This window comes from Streptomyces sp. NPDC048420 (genome assembly GCF_040651535.1).
Lineage (GTDB): Bacteria > Actinomycetota > Actinomycetes > Streptomycetales > Streptomycetaceae > Streptomyces.
Map to the genome: position 1 here is coordinate 64132 of NZ_JBEZKG010000034.1, position 15654 is coordinate 79785.

Here is a 15654-nt window from a genome sequence, read left to right on the forward strand (position 1 = left end):
GCGCGGTGGGGAGCCAATGCCCTTTCGGGAGTGGTTGCAGCTCAGAGCACAACGATGCGCCCTACGCGCACGCCAGGCGCCCGTGACCGCATGTGCCCGTCGCCTAGCAGTTCGTGTTGTGACAGAGCTATGACGTGGTTGGGCGGTACTTGGGCTTACTGCAGGGGGGTGGGCGGCGATTACCCTTTCCCTTCTGGCCCCTGCCCGACTCATCGGAACGCGAGATACATGACCGTCAACGGCTCTGACGACGTACTGCTTGTCCACGGCGGAACTCCGCTGGAGGGCGAGATCCGTGTCCGCGGTGCGAAGAACCTCGTACCGAAGGCCATGGTCGCCGCCCTGCTGGGCAGCGAGCCGAGTCGACTGCGCAACGTTCCGGACATCCGTGACGTGCGGGTCGTACGCGGACTGCTGCAACTGCACGGGGTGACGGTCCGTCCGGGTGAGGAACCGGGCGAGCTGGTGATGGACCCGACGCACGTCGAGAGCGCCAACGTCGCTGACATCGATGCCCACGCGGGTTCCTCGCGGATCCCGATCCTGCTGTGCGGCCCGCTGCTGCACCGGCTCGGGCACGCGTTCATCCCCGGCCTCGGCGGCTGCGACATCGGTGGCCGGCCCATCGACTTCCACTTCGAGGTGCTGCGGCAGTTCGGCGCGACGATCGAGAAGCGCGCGGACGGGCAGTTCCTGGAGGCACCGCGGCGCCTTCGCGGTACGAAGATCCGGCTGCCGTACCCGTCGGTGGGGGCGACCGAGCAGGTGCTGCTGACGGCGGTCCTCGCGGAGGGCGTCACGGAACTCTCGAACGCGGCCGTCGAGCCGGAGATCGAGGACCTGATCTGCGTCCTGCAGAAGATGGGCGCCATCATCGCGATGGACACCGACCGGACGATCCGCGTCACGGGTGTGGACCGGCTCGGCGGCTACAACCACCGCGCGCTGCCGGACCGCCTGGAGGCCGCCTCCTGGGCGTCCGCCGCGCTGGCGACCGAGGGCAACATCTACGTCCGCGGGGCCCAGCAGCGCTCGATGATGACGTTCCTGAACACCTACCGGAAGGTGGGCGGTGCCTTCGAGATCGACGACGAGGGCATCCGCTTCTGGCACCCCGGTGGGCAGTTGAAGTCCATCGCGCTCGAAACGGACGTGCACCCGGGCTTCCAGACGGACTGGCAGCAGCCGCTGGTGGTCGCCCTCACGCAGGCGACCGGCCTGTCGATCATCCACGAGACGGTCTACGAGTCCCGCCTCGGCTTCACCTCCGCGCTGAACCAGATGGGTGCGCACATCCAGCTGTACCGCGAGTGCCTGGGCGGCTCGGACTGCCGCTTCGGCCAGCGCAACTTCCTGCACTCGGCGGTCGTCTCCGGCCCCACCAGGCTCCAGGGTGCCGACCTGGTCATCCCCGACCTCCGCGGCGGCTTCTCGTACCTCATCGCGGCACTGGCCGCGCAGGGGACTTCGAGGGTCCACGGCATCGACCTCATCAACCGCGGCTACGAGAACTTCATGGAGAAGCTGGTCGAGCTGGGCGCGAAGGTGGAGTTGCCGGGCAAGGCACTCGGCTGAACCACCTCCTGAACACGCCGACGGGGCGGCCACCACACCGGATGGCCGCCCCGTCGCCATGTCCGTGGAACCGGGCGCGAAGGTGGAACTGAGGGGCAAGGCACTCGGCTGGCTGCAGCGGTCGCAGGAACGCCGATGGGGCGGTCACCCGGACTCGGGTGACCGCCCCATCGGCGTTGTGCTGAGCGCCCCCAAGGGGCGCGGGGAACTGCGCGACCAGCCACGGCGGTCCCGTCAGCCGAAGGACGGCCCGCAGTTACCCGGCGCTCGAAGCGGAGCGCTTACTTGCCCTTGGCGGCTTCCTTGAGCTTGGAGCCCGCCGAAACCTTGACGCTGTAGCCGGCCGGGATCTGGATCGGGTCGCCGGTCTGCGGGTTGCGCGCGGTGCGAGCGGCACGGTGGGTGCGCTCGAAGGTCAGGAAGCCGGGGATGGTGACCTTCTCGTCACCCTTGGCGACGATCTCGCCGACGGTCTCGGCGAACGCGGCCAGAACGGCGTCGGCGTCCTTGCGGGTCACCTCGGCGCGGTCGGCCAGCGCGGCCACCAGCTCACTGCGGTTCATGTTGTTACTCCCGTGTTCTTCTTGCCGTTGGGGTGTGCCTCGCGGCGGAGCCGCACACGAGGCACAGCGAAGCCGATGCGCTCGCGCCCAGGGACGCATCCTGCCCCTACCTGCTGCGGGAAAGCCAATCCGGCACCCGTAGGACTCGCATGAACACCCTAGGGGGTCACACGAACAGAGGCCTGGGCGTGGCGCCACCCTAGAGGGTGGCGCGAAGCCCCCGGTTCCGCGACGCGCCGGGCCGGAGGACCGCCGTGGCGATCCTCACATCCGAACAAATATCCGACGCCCACTGTAGACGCGGGGTCCGAAGACCCGGTCGGGGACCTACGCCGTCGCCCCCGCGGCCTTCGCCGCCTCCCGCACCGCACCCGCCACCGCGCCGGCGACCTTGTCGTTGAAGACGCTCGGGATGATGTAGTTCGGGTTGAGCTCGTCCTCGGTGACGACGTCCGCGAGGGCCTTCGCGGCCGCGAGCATCATCTCGGTGTTGACCGTGCGGGACTGGGCGTCCAGCAGACCGCGGAAGACACCCGGGAAGACCAGCACGTTGTTGATCTGGTTCGGGAAGTCGGAGCGGCCCGTGGCCACGACGGCCGCCGTCTGACGGGCGATCGCCGGGTCCACTTCGGGGTCGGGATTCGCGAGCGCGAACACGATCGCACCCTCGGCCATGGCGGCCACGTCGGCGCCGTCCAGGACGTTCGGGGCCGAGACTCCGATGAAGACGTCGGCGCCGCGCACGGCCTCCTTCAACGTCCCCGTCAGGTCCTCGGGGTTGGTGTTGTCGGCGATCCAGCGCAGCGGCGAGTCCGCGGCGGCGTCACGCAGGTCCTCGCGGCCCGCGTGCACGACGCCGTGGATGTCGGCGACGACGGCGTTCTTCACGCCGGCCGCGATCAGCAGCTTGAGGATGGCCGTACCGGCCGCGCCGGCGCCGGACATGACGACCCGGATGTTCTCAATTGCCTTGCCGGTGACGCGAAGTGCGTTCGTCAGGGCGGCGAGGCAGACGATCGCGGTGCCGTGCTGGTCGTCGTGGAAGACGGGGATGTCGAGAGCCTCGCGCAACCGGGCCTCGATCTCGAAGCAGCGCGGGGCCGAGATGTCCTCGAGGTTGATGCCCGCGAAGCCCGGCGCGATCGCCTTGACGATCGCGACGATCTCGTCGGTGTCCTGGGTGTCCAGGCACAGCGGCCAGGCGTCGATGTCGGCGAACCGCTTGAAGAGGGCCGCCTTGCCCTCCATGACCGGCATGGCGGCCATCGGGCCGATGTTGCCGAGGCCCAGGACGGCCGAGCCGTCCGTCACGACCGCAACGGTGTTGCGCTTGATGGTGAGGCGGCGGGCGTCCTCGGGGTTCTCGGCGATCGCCATGCAGACGCGGGCCACACCCGGCGTGTAGATCATGGAGAGGTCGTCGCGGTTGCGGATGGGGTGCTTCGACGCCATCTCGATCTTGCCGCCGAGGTGCATCAGGAACGTACGGTCGGACACCTTGCCGAGCGTGACGCCCTCGATCTGACGCAGCTCCTCGACGATCTCGTCCGCGTGCTTGGTCGAGCTGGCCGCGATCGTGACGTCGATCCGCAGCTTTTCGTGACCGGAGGCGGTGACGTCGAGGCCGGTCACCGAGCCTCCGGAGGACTCCACGGCGGTGGTGAGCTGCGATACGGCGGTTCCGCTCGCGGGCACCTCCAGCCGGACCGTCATCGAGTAGGAGACGCTGGGCGCCGTTGCCATGGCCGACTTCCTCTGCTTTCACCTGTGCGCTGGATGCCGTCCGATGGTCGCACCTACCGACGAGTAGACGTTAGCCGGGCAGGATTACGAACGTTTTGTTCACAGGGGACGCTCCCTGAGGAGCCGAGGAGAGGAGAAGTGGCACCGACCCGCCATGCTCGCCTCGCGGCAAGTGGTCCCTCTGAGGGACGAAGGTTGGGCCCGGGGGCTTGGATCGGGCCGGTGCCACGTCAAGGCTAACAAACGGATCCCGTAAGGCCATTCCCGTCTCGACAGTTCATGGGGATCAGTCCCTGAGGAGATCGGGGACACCCTGGGCGTCCGGTTGGTCGCGGTCACCGGAGACCACGGTCAGCTGCTGGGTCGCCCGGGTCAGGGCGACGTACAGCACCCGCAGTCCGGCCGGTGACTCGTCCGCGATCTCCGCGGGCGACACGACGACCGTGGCGTCGTACTCCAGGCCCTTGGCCTCCAGGCTGCCGAGCGCCACCACCCGGTCACCGAGCCCGGCGAGCCAGCGTGCGGCCTCCTCGCGCCGCTGCATGGCGACGACGACGCCGACGGTGCCGTCGACGAGTTCGAGGAGGCGTGCGGCCTCCGCGCGGACGGCCTCCGCCAGGGACCTGCCCACGGCCGTGAAGCGGGGCTCGACACCGGTGGACCGTACGGCTCGCGGGGACTCGGCGCCCGGCATGGCCAGCGCCAGCACCTTCGCCGCGAGGTCGGCGATCTCGGAGGGGTTGCGGTAGTTCACCGTGAGCTGGAAGCGGCGGCGGGGGCGGCTGCCGAGGGCCTCGTCGCGGGCTTCGGCGGCCTCGTCGGGGTCGGACCAGGAGGACTGGGCGGGGTCGCCGACGACGGTCCAGGTGGCGTGCCGGCCGCGGCGGCCGACCATGCGCCACTGCATCGGCGTGAGGTCCTGGGCCTCGTCGACGATGACGTGGGCGTACTCGACCCGCTCCTGGGCGAGCCGCTCGGCGCGCTCGCGCTGCGACTCCTCGCGCACCGGCATCAGCTCCTCCAGGCCGGTGAGGTGGTCGAGCGGGTCCAGGTCGCGCCGCTTCTTCGGGCGGGCCGGGGCGCCGAGGATCGCCTGGAGTTCGTCGAGCATGGCGATGTCGTGCACGGAGAGGCCGTCGCGCCGGAGCGAGCGGGCGACCCTGCGGACCTCGCCGGGGTTGAGGATGCGGCGGGCCCAACGGCCCAGGCGCCGCTCGTCGGCCATGGCGGCGAGGACGGCCTTGGGGGTCAGCTCGGGCCACCAGGCGTCGAGGAACTCGATGAAGCTGTCCTCCGAGGTGATGTCCTCGTCGAACGACGACCGCAGCTCGGCGGCCAGCTCCGGATCGGTGTGCCGACCCCCCGCCCCGGACCGCGCCCACAGCGCGTCCAGGAGCAGCTTGCGGGCCCGGGGCCGCAGCAGGTTGACGGGCGCGGTGCCGCTGAGGGCGTTGCGGCGGACCCGCTCCAGCTCGTCCGCCTCCAGTTCGAGCCGCCGCCCGAAGGCGACGACGCGAAGACGGGTGGGGGGTCCCGCGGGAGTGGCCTCGGGTGTTGTCTCCTCCTCACAGAGGGCGAGCTGACCGGAACCGTCTCCCCCGTGAGTCCCCTGTTCCAGCGCCCCCCGCGCCGCCTTCCGCAGCACCTTCAGCATCCGGTACGAGCCCTTGGCGCGGGCCACCGCCGGAGAGTCGTAGAGGGTGGCCTCGACGCCGTCGACCAGGGAGCCGATCGCCCGGATCGCGACCTGGCCCTCCTCACCGAGGGAGGGCAGTACGCCCTCGGTGTACGCGACCAGCAGGGGCGTCGGCGACACGATGAGGATGCCGCCCGAGTAGCGGCGGCGGTCCTGGTAGAGGAGGTAGGCCGCGCGGTGCAGGGCGACGGCGGTCTTGCCGGTGCCGGGTCCGCCCTCGACGTAGGTCACGGACGCGGCGGGGGCGCGGATGACCAGGTCCTGTTCGGCCTGGATGGAGGCGACGATGTCCCGCATGGTGTGGCTGCGGGCCTGGCCGAGCGCGGCCATGAGGGCGCCGTCGCCGATGACGGGCAGCTGGTGGCCGTCGAGGAAGGCCCTGAGCTCGGGACGCATGAGGTCGTCCTCGACGCCGAGCACCTTGCGGCCCTTGGAGCGGATGACCCGACGTCGTACGACACGCCCGGGATCCACCGGAGTGGACCTGTAGAAGGGGGCGGCGGCCGGGGCCCGCCAGTCGATGACGAGCGGGGCGTACTCGGAGTCCAGGACCCCGATCCGGCCGATGTGCAGGGTCTCCGCGATGTCGGCGGTGTTGTCCTCGCGGACGGCCCCTTCGGCGGCTTCCACGGCGGTGTAGGCGCCGTCGGGCCCCTTCTTGCCGTCCTTGCCGAGAAGCAGGTCGATCCGGCCGAACAGGAAGTCCTCGAACTCGTTGTTCAGCCGGTTGAGGTGGACGCCGGCCCGGAAGACCTGGGCGTCCCGCTCGGCGAGCGCGCCGGGCGTGCCGACCTGGCCACGCTTGGCGGCGTCGTTCATCAGGAACTCCGCCTCGTGGATCTTCTCCTCGAGGCGCCGGTAGACCCGGTCCAGATGTTCCTGTTCGACGCTGATCTCACGGTCCCGAACCGAGTCCTGAACCGAGCCGACCGCAGTTGGTTGAGCCTGAGCGGCCACCGGGCCCCCTTCTGACGTGCTGGGCAGCCGTCAACCGTACGCGAAGGGGACCCCGGGCGGGAAGCTACACGTCGACCTGGACGAGCTTCTTGCCGTCGGAGGTGACGACCTCGAAGTGGTCGATGTCGCCCTGGGAGGGTGCCACCGCGCCGCCGATGTAGAGAGGCTGCTTGGACTCCGGGGTCTTGCCGTCCGGGATGCCGTAGCCCCACTTGCCGACGGACCAGGTGGAGGCCGTCCAGCGCTCGCCGTTGGTGCCCACCGCGATCAGGGAGCACTTGAGTGGTCCCTTGACGCCCTTGAGCTCCAGACCGAGCGAGGTGCCCCAGTCCTTCTGGGCCATGGCGACGGTCGCGCTGACGCCGGTGGAGGAGTCGGTCGCCGCCACCTTGTCGGTCATGGACTCGAAGAGTTGCTTGGGAGTGGCCGCCAGGACCTGGCCCTGCTTGGCTCCGCCGCCGTCCGAGTCGCCGCCGCTCGCCGCCATCGCGACGAACGGGCCGCCGATGATCAACGCGGCCGCTGCCGCGACCATGTAGAAGCTGCGGCGCCGCTTGTGCGCACGGCGCTCCGCGACCTCGTCCACGAGCTTGTTCACGATGCGTGGGCTGGGCTTGGCGGAGAGCGACTCCCCGATCGCGGGGGTGCCGGAGCCCGGCAGGTCCGCGAGGGCGGCCAGCATCGGCTCCATTCCGGCGAGCTCGTCGAGCTGCTGGGCGCACCATTCACAGGTCGCGAGATGGGCCTCGAAGGCGGTCGCCTCGGCGTCGTCGAGGATCCCGAGGGCGTAGGCGCCGACGGTCTCATGCTCGTTCGGCACCGGATTTCCCATCATGGAGCCTGACATACCCGAACCACCTGTACCGAACCCCTGGTTACCCCCGTAAACACTCATCACGCCGTCACCCCCCGCTCCTCCAGTGCGAGCTTCATCGACCGCAGGGCGTAGAACACCCGCGAGCGGACGGTTCCGCTGGGTATGCCCAGTGTCTCGGCCGCCTCATTGACGGTACGCCCCTTGAAGTACGTCTCGACGAGCACCTCCCGGTGAGCCGGGGTCAGGTCGTCGAGCGCGTCCGACAGCGTCATCAACCACAGCGCCTTGTCGATCTCGTCCTCCGCGGGGATGACCTCCAGCGGTGACGGGTCGACCTCCTGCGGCCGGGCCTGCCGGCTGCGGTGTCCGTCGATGACGATGCGCCGGGCGACCGTCACCAGCCAGGGGCGTACCGATCCGGTTGCTCGATTGAGCTGTCCGGCGTTCTTCCAGGCACGGATGAGCGTCTCCTGCACCACGTCCTCGGCTCTCTGGCGGTCACCCGCAACCAACCGGAGGACATACGCAAGGAGAGGCCCGGCGTGCTCTCTGTACAGGGCACGCATCAGCTCCTCATCAGGTTCCGAGGGCTGGGACATGCGATGTCGGGCCCTCGATCCACGTTCATTGGCCACGACGGAATCCTTGCGCACGCCCACCTCCGATGTCCCGGGTTCCCCCAGTCGGTCGCTCGACGAGAGGTACGGAGGCGAGGAGTTGGATGTTCAAAGCGCGAAGACAGTTTTCTTCTGAGTGACGTGACGAGACAGGACATGCGCGCACATTCCCGCCGCGCGATCTTTACATTTCCGCCACACAGGCAAGATCGCGACTACGGCCCGTAAGGTTGAGTGAGTAAACGACATGTAATCGAAATCACGTCGACTCCCCCTCCACAGAAGGGACATAACGACCTGTCAGACGCGTGCGAGTGCCGCCCGGCGGCGATGCCGGGCCACTCTTTCCCGGTTCCCACAGACCTCACTGGAGCACCAGCGCCTCCTGCGCCCCCGTGACGTATCGAGGTAGACGATGGGGCAGTTGTCCCCTTCGCACTCTCTGATCGCCGCCCGCGCGACGGGGTCGGTGAGCAGTTCCACGGCGTCCCTGGCGACGGCCCCGAGCAGTGCCGCGCACTCCGGCGGACCGGCCAACTCCCGTACCAGCGCACCGCCTTCACCGGGCACCGCGCGCGGGGCCGGGGGCGCGGCGCGGGCGGTGTCGTTGACGTGGGCGAGCGCGAGCTCGTAGCCGGGCCCGGGGGTGTCGCGTACCAACTGCCCGATCCATCCCCGCAGTTCACGGAAAGCGACGAGCCAGGAGGGGTCCGCGTGCGTCAGGTCCGTCCCGTCCGGCACCAGACCCGAGCCGACGATCCAGGCGCACAGCACCTTCGTCGAGTCGAGGCGTTCCTCGGGGTGGGTGGTCGCGAGGAGATCGAGACAGATCCGTCCGGCGTCGAACCGCAGCTCGTACGCGACCGTGGCCGTACCCAGTGCCATGTGCCTGTCACCGCCTAGGGGTGCCCCGGTCGGATGGCGTCGGTGAGGTGCTTCGGGACTGTGCCGGGGCTTCCTCCCACAGTGCCTTCCCGCTCCCGCCGCCGGAACCCCTCGTACCGGGGCGGTGCGCGGACGGACACGCACGCGGGTGCACATCATGGCCATGCCGGCGTGGCGAGCGGTCCCTGACAGGGAGACATCACGGGTGGGGCTGGATCGCGGGCGAAATCAGCCCCGCCGGCGTTTGAGGAGCGGGGGTCCGGGGGCGGAGCCCCTGGGAGCGGGGCATGAAGGGGCGGCAGCCCCTGGAGGACGGGACGGGCAGGGGCTGCGGGGGCGAAGGAATCAGGCGTCCGAGTACTTCGCGTCCGCCGCCGGGTCCAGTGCCAGCCGGTACCCCCGCTTCACCACCGTCTGGATCAGCTTCGGCGCCCCCAGGGCCGTACGGAGACGGGCCATGGCCGTCTCCACGGCGTGCTCGTCACGGCCCGCCCCCGGCAGCGCCCGCAGCAGTTCCGCCCGGGACACCACCCAGCCCGGCCGCCGTGACAGCGCCCGCAGCAACGACATCCCCGCGGGCGGCACCGGCCGCAGCGCCCCGTCGACCAGCACCGCGTGCCCCCGGATCTCCACCCGGTGGCCGGCGATGGGCAACGAGCGGGCCCGGCCGGGAAGCTCCTGGCACAGCAGCTGTACGAGCGGCCCGAGCCGGAAGCGCTCGGGCTGGACCGTGTCCACGCCCTGCGCCTGCAGCGGCAGCGCGGTCACCGGCCCGACACACGCCGGCAGCACATCGTGGTTGAGGGCCGCGAGCAGCTCCGGCAGCAGACTGCGGTCCTCGGCCCGCGACAGCAGGGACGCGGCGGCGGGCGCGCTCGTGAAGGTCAGCGCGTCCAGGCCGCGCGAGACGGTCGCGTCCAGCAACCGGTCGAGCGGCCCGAGGTCCTCCGGCGGCATCCACCGGTACACCGGCACGCCCACGACCTCCGCGCCCCCGGCCCTGAGCGCCTCCACGAACCCGGGCAGCGGCTCCCCGTGCAACTGGATGGCGACCCGGCGGCCCTCGACGCCCTCCTCAAGCAGCCGGTCGAGCACCTCGGCCATGGACTCGGACGACGGCGACCACTCCTCCGTCAGCCCGGCGGCCCGTACGGCCCCCTTGACCTTGGGTCCACGCGCCAGCAGCTCCACCTCGCGCAGCCGGTCGAGAAGCGGCTCGCCGAGCCCCCACCCGTCGGCGGCCTCGATCCACCCCCGGAACCCGATCGCCGTGGTGGCCACGACCACGTCCGGCGCCTGGTCTATGAGGCCCTTCGTCGCCGCCAGCAGTTCGCTGTCGTCGGAGAGGGGCACGATCCGTAGGGCGGGCGCGTGCAGTACGGCGGCCCCGCGGCGCTGGAGCAGCGCACCGAGTTCGTCGGCCCGGCGCGCGGCCGTGACTCCCACGGTGAACCCCGCGAGGGGGCCGTGCTGCTCTGCTGGCTGCTGTTGCTCGTACATGGCTCTCGTCCCGCACTCGAGTCGTAGTACATGGTCGTACTCGGTCGTTCCTACATGCCGACCGAGCCTGTCAACGGCTCGTGACAGGCTCGGTTCCGGTTCATGTCGCCAGTGTTACGTCACACCTCGGCGTAGGTGAGCTGCGGCTTCGTCTCGGCGGCCGTCGTGGACTCCCCCTTGGCGGCCGTACGGCGAAGGTATACGGCCCAGGTGACCCCGAAGCAGAGGGCGTAGTAGACCAGGAAGGTGATGAAGGCGCCGGTGCCGGAGCCGTTGCTGAGGAAGGACTGGCGGAAGGCCATGTTGATGCCGACTCCGCCGAGCGCGCCGACCGCGCCGATGAGGCCCATGGAGGCGCCGGAGAGCCGGCGGCCGTACAGCACGGCCTCCTCGCCCTCGAGCCCCTTGGCGAGCGCCTTGTTCTGGAAGATGCCGGGGATCATCTTGAAGGTCGAGCCGTTGCCGAGCCCGCTGAGGACGAAGAGCACCACGAAGACGGAGACGAACAGCGGGAGCGACTTCTCCATGCTGGCGATGACCAGGACACCGGTGGCGACGGCCATGCCGACGTAGTTGTAGAGGGTGATCTTCGCGCCGCCGTACTTGTCGGCGAGCCAGCCGCCGAGGGGGCGGATGAGCGAGCCGAGCAGCGGGCCGATGAAGGTGAGGTACGCGGCCTGCAGCGGGGTACGACCGAACTGGACCTGGAGGACCTGGCCGAAGGCGAAGGCGTAACCGATGAACGACCCGAACGTCCCGATGTAGAGGAAGGACATAATCCAGGTGTGGGCGTCCTTTGCGGCGTCCTTGGCGGCGCCGGTGTCGTTCTTCACGGACGAGAGGTTGTCCATGTAGATCGCGGCGAGGGTGGCGGCGATGACGATCAGCGGGATGTAGATGCCGAGCAGCACGCGCGGGCCGCCGCTAGCGCCGATGATGGCGAGGGCGATCAGCTGGATGACCGGGACGCCGATGTTTCCGCCACCGGCGTTGAGCCCGAGCGCCCACCCCTTCTTCTTGAGCGGGAAGAAGGCGTTGATGTTGGTCATCGAGGAGGCGAAGTTGCCGCCGCCGATGCCGGCCAGCAGACCGACCACCAGGAAGGTGGAGAAGGAGGTGCCCGGCTTCATCACCGCGAAGGCGGCGATGGTGGGGATGAGCAGCAGGCCGGCCGAGATGATCGTCCAGTTCCGCCCGCCGAAGATGGCGACGGCGAAGGTGTACGGCACGCGGACGACGGCCCCTACGAGCGTCACCGTGGACGTCAGCAGGAACTTGTCGGCCGGGGTCAGCCCGTACTCGGGGCCCATGAAGAGCACCAGCACGGACCACAGGGTCCAGATCGAGAAGCCGATGTGCTCGGAGAGTACGGAGAAGAAGAGGTTCCGCCGGGCGATCTTCTCGCCCGTCTCCTTCCAGAAGGTCTCGTTCTCGGGATCCCACTGCTCGATCCAGCGTCCGCCCCTGTTCTGGGGTGCGGGGGCTGTACTAGGGGCTGTCATGACGCCTCCACGGTGCGACGGGGCTCAGGTCCTGCTATGAGCGGCTGATCCCGAAGGTAGGGAGGACGCGTTTCCTGCCTGTGGCACCGGGTGACCGGAAAGGAACTTTGCTCTCACCCCGGCGAGGGGCGGGATGAGAGGTCCTGAGGCCTTTATGTTACGAACAGCTCCGCTGCAGGGGACCGGGGCCTGAGAGCCGGTCCAGGTCACAGGCTACCGGTTCGGTCGCCGGGGCCCTCGGGGCCGTCTTCGGGATCGTCTTCGGGGTCGTCGTACTCCTCGGCCAGCCTGAGCCCGAGGTCGGACTCCCACTCCAGGGCCCATCGCCGCAGGTCGGCGATGTCGTCGGGGCCGAGTCCGTACGCCGCGAACTCCTCGTCGCCGACCCATACGACGCTTTCGAGGCGGTCGCGTAGTTCGGCGAGGTCGAATTCCCCCTCGTCCCGTGCGCCCAGCTGCTCCAGCTCGATGACGGAGTAGTACCGGCAGGCGGCGTGGACGTCGATCACGTCCCTTGGCAGACCGCGATCGCCGAGGGCCCGCACCTTCATGACCACCAGATCTTCGAGATCCACCACGGGGCCGACATCCATGACGACAGGCTGACGGGCCAAGGCCTCTTTGAGGAGGTCGACCTCGCAGGCCTCCCGGCTGTCCGGATCCGTTACGAGGAGCCGCGCCTTGAGCGGCCTGACATCGACCACTGCGACCGCCCACCCCCTCGCCCGCAGGCCATCCGCGAGGCGCGGGACGATGTCGGTCATCGCCGCGGGGTGCCGAGTCGCGAAGTCCAGATCCTGGCTGAGACGAGCGACCAGACCGTGAGCCTGTACGGCATACCCACCGGCGAGGGCGAGCTCGTAGTCCTCGCCCGCATTCAGGGCGTCCGCCAGAAGTCGGCGATGCAGCGGGGCCAGCTTCATGCCGAGCCGGAGCGACGGAGCTCGGGAAAAGCTTCCTCCCACGTGTCGCGCACGCCACGCCCCAGCATCTTGCGCAGGATCGGCCAGTGACGGACGAGATGCCCGTGATCGAGGTAGCGCACGAAGTCGTCCGTCGATCCGTTGTTGAGGACGATTCGGTACAGGCCCAGCAGCAGCTTCACGTCACCGAGGTCGAAGACTCGCAGCCCGGACCAAGCCAGCTCCAGGGGAAGCTCGACGGCTCCGCTCGTGGGTCCCTCCAGCTCGTCGAGCGTGGTCGGCAGCCGCTCCGTCCCGTAACCCCAGCGGGAAGGCGCGCTTCTGCTTGCGTCTGCGTAGTCGGCCACAGCAGCAGTATGCCGGGCTCGTACGACAGCCGCGGCTGGGCGGACGATCACGCTGCCGCTCAGCGCTTCCCACCAACCTCAAACCACAACAGCTTCCCGGCTCCCCGGTCGAGAACCCCGTCCTTGAGCGACCAGCCGCCATACGAGTCGGCAAGCTCCTGGACGAGGAACAGTCCGCGCCCTCCGGCGTCCCCCGCCGGAGCGGGCGGAACACGATCGCCGGGAGGCCGGGCGAAGGGTGCGGGGATGCAGGGGTGACTGTCCCAGACCCCGACCCGCAGCCGCCCCTCCCCCAGGGCCGTCAGCCTCAGTGAGGCGGGGCCCTTGGCGTAGAGGTAGGCGTTGGTGACGAGTTCCGACGTCAACAGCTCCACGGCGTCGAGTACTTCGACCATGCCGTGGCCTTTCAGGGCAGCCCGCACGGTCGTACGTGCGACACGTGCGGCTCTCGGGTCATACGGCAGGCGAAGGGCGTACGCCCAGGTGTCGGGCAGGGCTACGGTGACCATCGGATACCTCCGGCAGGAGAGAAGGGGAGATTCGAGGATCTGCTCAACCAGCTCGCCGTGCGGTGGCTGTGCCTGGATGGGTGCGCTTCCGGCTTATGGGCGGGGGGAGTTGGGCGACAAGAAGCACACTAGAGGCTCACGGGAGATACATCTTCCGAATCCAGGAGATGTGCCCGCGATTACTTCGTGTGGGTTACACGACCACCGCGTCGCCGCCCGAGAGGAGGCGCTTTGCCGCCCACCAGCAACCCCACGCTCCGCCAGCGCCGACTCGGGGCCGAACTGCGCAAACTCCGCGAGCAGGCGGGCTTCACCACGACCGGCGCCGCCTCCCTGTTCGGCGTCAACCAAGGGCGCATCAGCATGATCGAGACCGGCCGCAGCGCTCTCAGCGCCGACCGAGTCCGCGCCATGGCGTCGACCTACGCGTGCTCCGACGAGGCTCTGATCGACGCCCTGGCCGACATGACGGGGAGGCGGACCCTCGACTGGTGGGAGACGTACCGCGATCACCTACCGGCAGCGCTGGTCGACCTGGCCGAACTGGAGCACCACGCATCGGGGCTGCGGGTGGCCCTCGTGATTCACATCCCCGCACTGCTGCAAACCACAGACCATGCCCGATCCCTCTTCCGGGCAGTCGTACCGCCCATGCGGCAGTACGAGATCGAACACCGCCTCACACACCGCATGAAGCGGCAGGGCATCCTGCACCGGGAAGATCCACCCCTGTACTCGGCATTCATCCACGAGACGGCCCTACGCATGGGCTTCGGCGGATCCGGTGTCGTGCTCGGCCAGCTCAAGCACCTGCTGGACATGAGCGAACTGGCTCATGTCACAGTCCGAGTAATCCCCTTCGGCACGGAGTTCTTCCCGAGCACAGGCCAGTCCTTCGACTACGTGGAGGGCGCCGTCCCACAGCTCGACACAGTTCAGCTGGACACACACCACGGGGGCTGCGGCTTCCTCGACACAGAGGCATGGTTGAGCAAGTACCGTGCCGTACTTGATCACATGGAGACCTGCGCCCTCGGCATCACCGAGTCACGGGACTTCATCCACCGCCTCATCCAGGACACGTGAAAGGTCCGTGCCGTGCAGACCCTCCACTGGCAGAAGTCCACTTACAGCGGCGACAGTTCGAACTGCGTCGAGATAGCCGCCACGCTCACCGCCATCCACGTCCGCGACTCAAAGATCACCGAAGGCCCCCACCTTGCCTTCCCAGCCACCGTCTGGATTCACTTCATTTCCCAGACGACCTTCCCAACGTCGCCGTTGCAGGACCCCATCTGATCCTGCCCCCGACAGTTCCGGCGGGACCCCCGCGCCCTCTCTCAGGGACCCGAAAATGTCGAGTTCGCGCCTGCGCCAAGTAGTGCCGAACGCGAAAAACCCCAGAGATTTAAAGAATCTCGCGAGTTTCACCCGCGCTGGCGACAGTGATTTCCATCGATTCAAACCGGGTGGCCATTTTCATGGCACTCACACCCTCGAAGAGTAGATCTAGACAGTCACTATCCGCCCCGCCAGGAGCTGCCCTGAGCAGCAACTGAGAGTGGCCGACTCCATATCGCCAGACTCTAAACGTATATCCGGAACTGAACGCGGCCGAGCCACTAGGTGTCTCATTTGAACGGGTTGTCAACGGCACTCCCTCCTCTATACCAAGTGATCCGACTCCCCGCGAATACAAGAGGATCATCAATCCCGTCCAAATTGAATGAAATCCTGGTTTCAGATCCCGAAGACAAGAATCCGGCGGTCTCACTCGTCTGCCCACCAAGACCCGGGCATCTGAACGCTACATCGCCCTTCCTGCCGAATGCCTCCACTCCCTCAAGAAGCACAGGGAACAGCTGAACGGGAAACGCGAAACGGCTGGGTCAGCCTGGAGGGACAGCGGCCTCGTCTTCACCTCCCTAACCTCAAAGTTTCGTGACAGTCCGCCGACGGAGTCGGTGGACCGTTTTCGTGCCGTGGTCTGAGGCTGTGCAGGCCGAAGAGCCGAGTGACG

The 15654-nt window shown here is 68.6% G+C and carries 14 protein-coding genes; 3 read left to right on the plus strand and 11 right to left on the minus strand.

All coding sequences use genetic code 11. The features are described from left to right. The first annotated feature begins 228 nt into the window (after positions 1 to 228). Positions 229 to 1575, plus strand: a complete 1347-nt coding sequence (gene murA, locus AB0D34_RS41260; protein ID WP_362671845.1) for a UDP-N-acetylglucosamine 1-carboxyvinyltransferase — start codon at positions 229 to 231, stop codon at positions 1573 to 1575. Between the two features lie 281 nt (positions 1576 to 1856). On the opposite strand, the gene AB0D34_RS41265 is transcribed toward murA, so the two are convergent. The 11 genes from AB0D34_RS41265 to AB0D34_RS41315 form a co-directional block, all read right to left on the minus strand. Beyond that, complete coding sequence (locus tag AB0D34_RS41265) at positions 1857 to 2138, minus strand: HU family DNA-binding protein (protein ID WP_007382399.1); 282 nt, start codon at positions 2136 to 2138, stop codon at positions 1857 to 1859. 327 nt (positions 2139 to 2465) lie between these two features. Then, positions 2466 to 3881, minus strand: a complete 1416-nt coding sequence (locus AB0D34_RS41270; RefSeq protein WP_362671847.1) for an NAD-dependent malic enzyme — start codon at positions 3879 to 3881, stop codon at positions 2466 to 2468. A 286-nt stretch (positions 3882 to 4167) separates the two neighbouring features. Beyond that, positions 4168 to 6534, minus strand: coding sequence for a UvrD-helicase domain-containing protein (locus AB0D34_RS41275; protein ID WP_362671849.1), 2367 nt, complete (start codon positions 6532 to 6534; stop codon positions 4168 to 4170). Between the two features lie 64 nt (positions 6535 to 6598). Beyond that, the gene (locus tag AB0D34_RS41280; RefSeq protein WP_362671851.1) at positions 6599 to 7381 is read right to left on the minus strand and encodes a zf-HC2 domain-containing protein; all 783 of its coding nucleotides are present in this window, start codon (positions 7379 to 7381) and stop codon (positions 6599 to 6601) included. 47 nt (positions 7382 to 7428) lie between these two features. Beyond that, a complete protein-coding gene (locus AB0D34_RS41285) occupies positions 7429 to 7950 on the minus strand; it encodes a sigma-70 family RNA polymerase sigma factor (RefSeq protein ID WP_010039908.1) in 522 nt (173 codons plus the stop codon). Between the two features lie 318 nt (positions 7951 to 8268). After that, positions 8269 to 8853: an ABATE domain-containing protein gene (locus tag AB0D34_RS41290; RefSeq protein ID WP_362671854.1), complete on the minus strand. Its 585-nt coding sequence runs from the start codon at positions 8851 to 8853 to the stop codon at positions 8269 to 8271. A gap of 345 nt (positions 8854 to 9198) precedes the next feature. Then, positions 9199 to 10353 (minus strand): uroporphyrinogen-III synthase, encoded by a 1155-nt coding sequence (locus AB0D34_RS41295; protein WP_362671856.1) that lies wholly within the window; start codon positions 10351 to 10353, stop codon positions 9199 to 9201. 119 nt (positions 10354 to 10472) lie between these two features. Continuing rightward, positions 10473 to 11855 (minus strand): nitrate/nitrite transporter, encoded by a 1383-nt coding sequence (locus tag AB0D34_RS41300; protein WP_362671859.1) that lies wholly within the window; start codon positions 11853 to 11855, stop codon positions 10473 to 10475. 206 nt (positions 11856 to 12061) lie between these two features. Next, entirely contained in the window at positions 12062 to 12778 is a 717-nt protein-coding gene (locus AB0D34_RS41305) for a nucleotidyl transferase AbiEii/AbiGii toxin family protein (protein WP_362671861.1), read from the minus strand. Next, on the minus strand, positions 12775 to 13125 hold the full coding sequence (locus AB0D34_RS41310) for a hypothetical protein (protein ID WP_362671863.1): 351 nt from the start codon (positions 13123 to 13125) through the stop codon (positions 12775 to 12777). Before AB0D34_RS41310 ends, AB0D34_RS41305 begins: the two co-directional genes overlap by 4 nt. 59 nt (positions 13126 to 13184) lie before the next feature. After that, entirely contained in the window at positions 13185 to 13634 is a 450-nt protein-coding gene (locus tag AB0D34_RS41315) for an ATP-binding protein (protein WP_362671865.1), read from the minus strand. 231 nt (positions 13635 to 13865) lie between these two features. Here AB0D34_RS41315 and AB0D34_RS41320 point away from each other — a divergent pair, with 231 nt between their 5' ends. Together AB0D34_RS41320 and AB0D34_RS41325 are read left to right on the plus strand one after the other, a co-directional pair. After that, positions 13866 to 14720 carry a helix-turn-helix transcriptional regulator gene (locus tag AB0D34_RS41320; protein WP_362671866.1) on the plus strand — a complete coding sequence of 285 codons (855 nt, stop codon included), beginning with the start codon at positions 13866 to 13868 and terminating at the stop codon, positions 14718 to 14720. Positions 14721 to 14732: 12 nt separating this feature from the next. Continuing rightward, entirely contained in the window at positions 14733 to 14933 is a 201-nt protein-coding gene (locus AB0D34_RS41325; RefSeq protein ID WP_362671869.1) for a DUF397 domain-containing protein, read from the plus strand. Positions 14934 to 15654 lie beyond the last annotated feature (721 nt).

Coding starts and splice junctions, on each gene's coding strand:
- AB0D34_RS41300 (WP_362671859.1), bottom strand. CDS start 11,855: ATGACAGCCCCTAGTACAGCCCCCGCACCCCAGAACAGGGGCGGACGC.
- AB0D34_RS41265 (WP_007382399.1), bottom strand. CDS start 2,138: ATGAACCGCAGTGAGCTGGTGGCCGCGCTGGCCGACCGCGCCGAGGTG.
- AB0D34_RS41295 (WP_362671856.1), bottom strand. CDS start 10,353: ATGTACGAGCAACAGCAGCCAGCAGAGCAGCACGGCCCCCTCGCGGGG.
- AB0D34_RS41305 (WP_362671861.1), bottom strand. CDS start 12,778: ATGAAGCTGGCCCCGCTGCATCGCCGACTTCTGGCGGACGCCCTGAAT.
- AB0D34_RS41270 (WP_362671847.1), bottom strand. CDS start 3,881: ATGGCAACGGCGCCCAGCGTCTCCTACTCGATGACGGTCCGGCTGGAG.
- AB0D34_RS41280 (WP_362671851.1), bottom strand. CDS start 7,381: ATGTCAGGCTCCATGATGGGAAATCCGGTGCCGAACGAGCATGAGACC.
- AB0D34_RS41315 (WP_362671865.1), bottom strand. CDS start 13,634: ATGGTCACCGTAGCCCTGCCCGACACCTGGGCGTACGCCCTTCGCCTG.
- AB0D34_RS41290 (WP_362671854.1), bottom strand. CDS start 8,853: ATGGCACTGGGTACGGCCACGGTCGCGTACGAGCTGCGGTTCGACGCC.
- AB0D34_RS41285 (WP_010039908.1), bottom strand. CDS start 7,950: ATGTCCCAGCCCTCGGAACCTGATGAGGAGCTGATGCGTGCCCTGTAC.
- murA (WP_362671845.1), top strand. CDS start 229: ATGACCGTCAACGGCTCTGACGACGTACTGCTTGTCCACGGCGGAACT.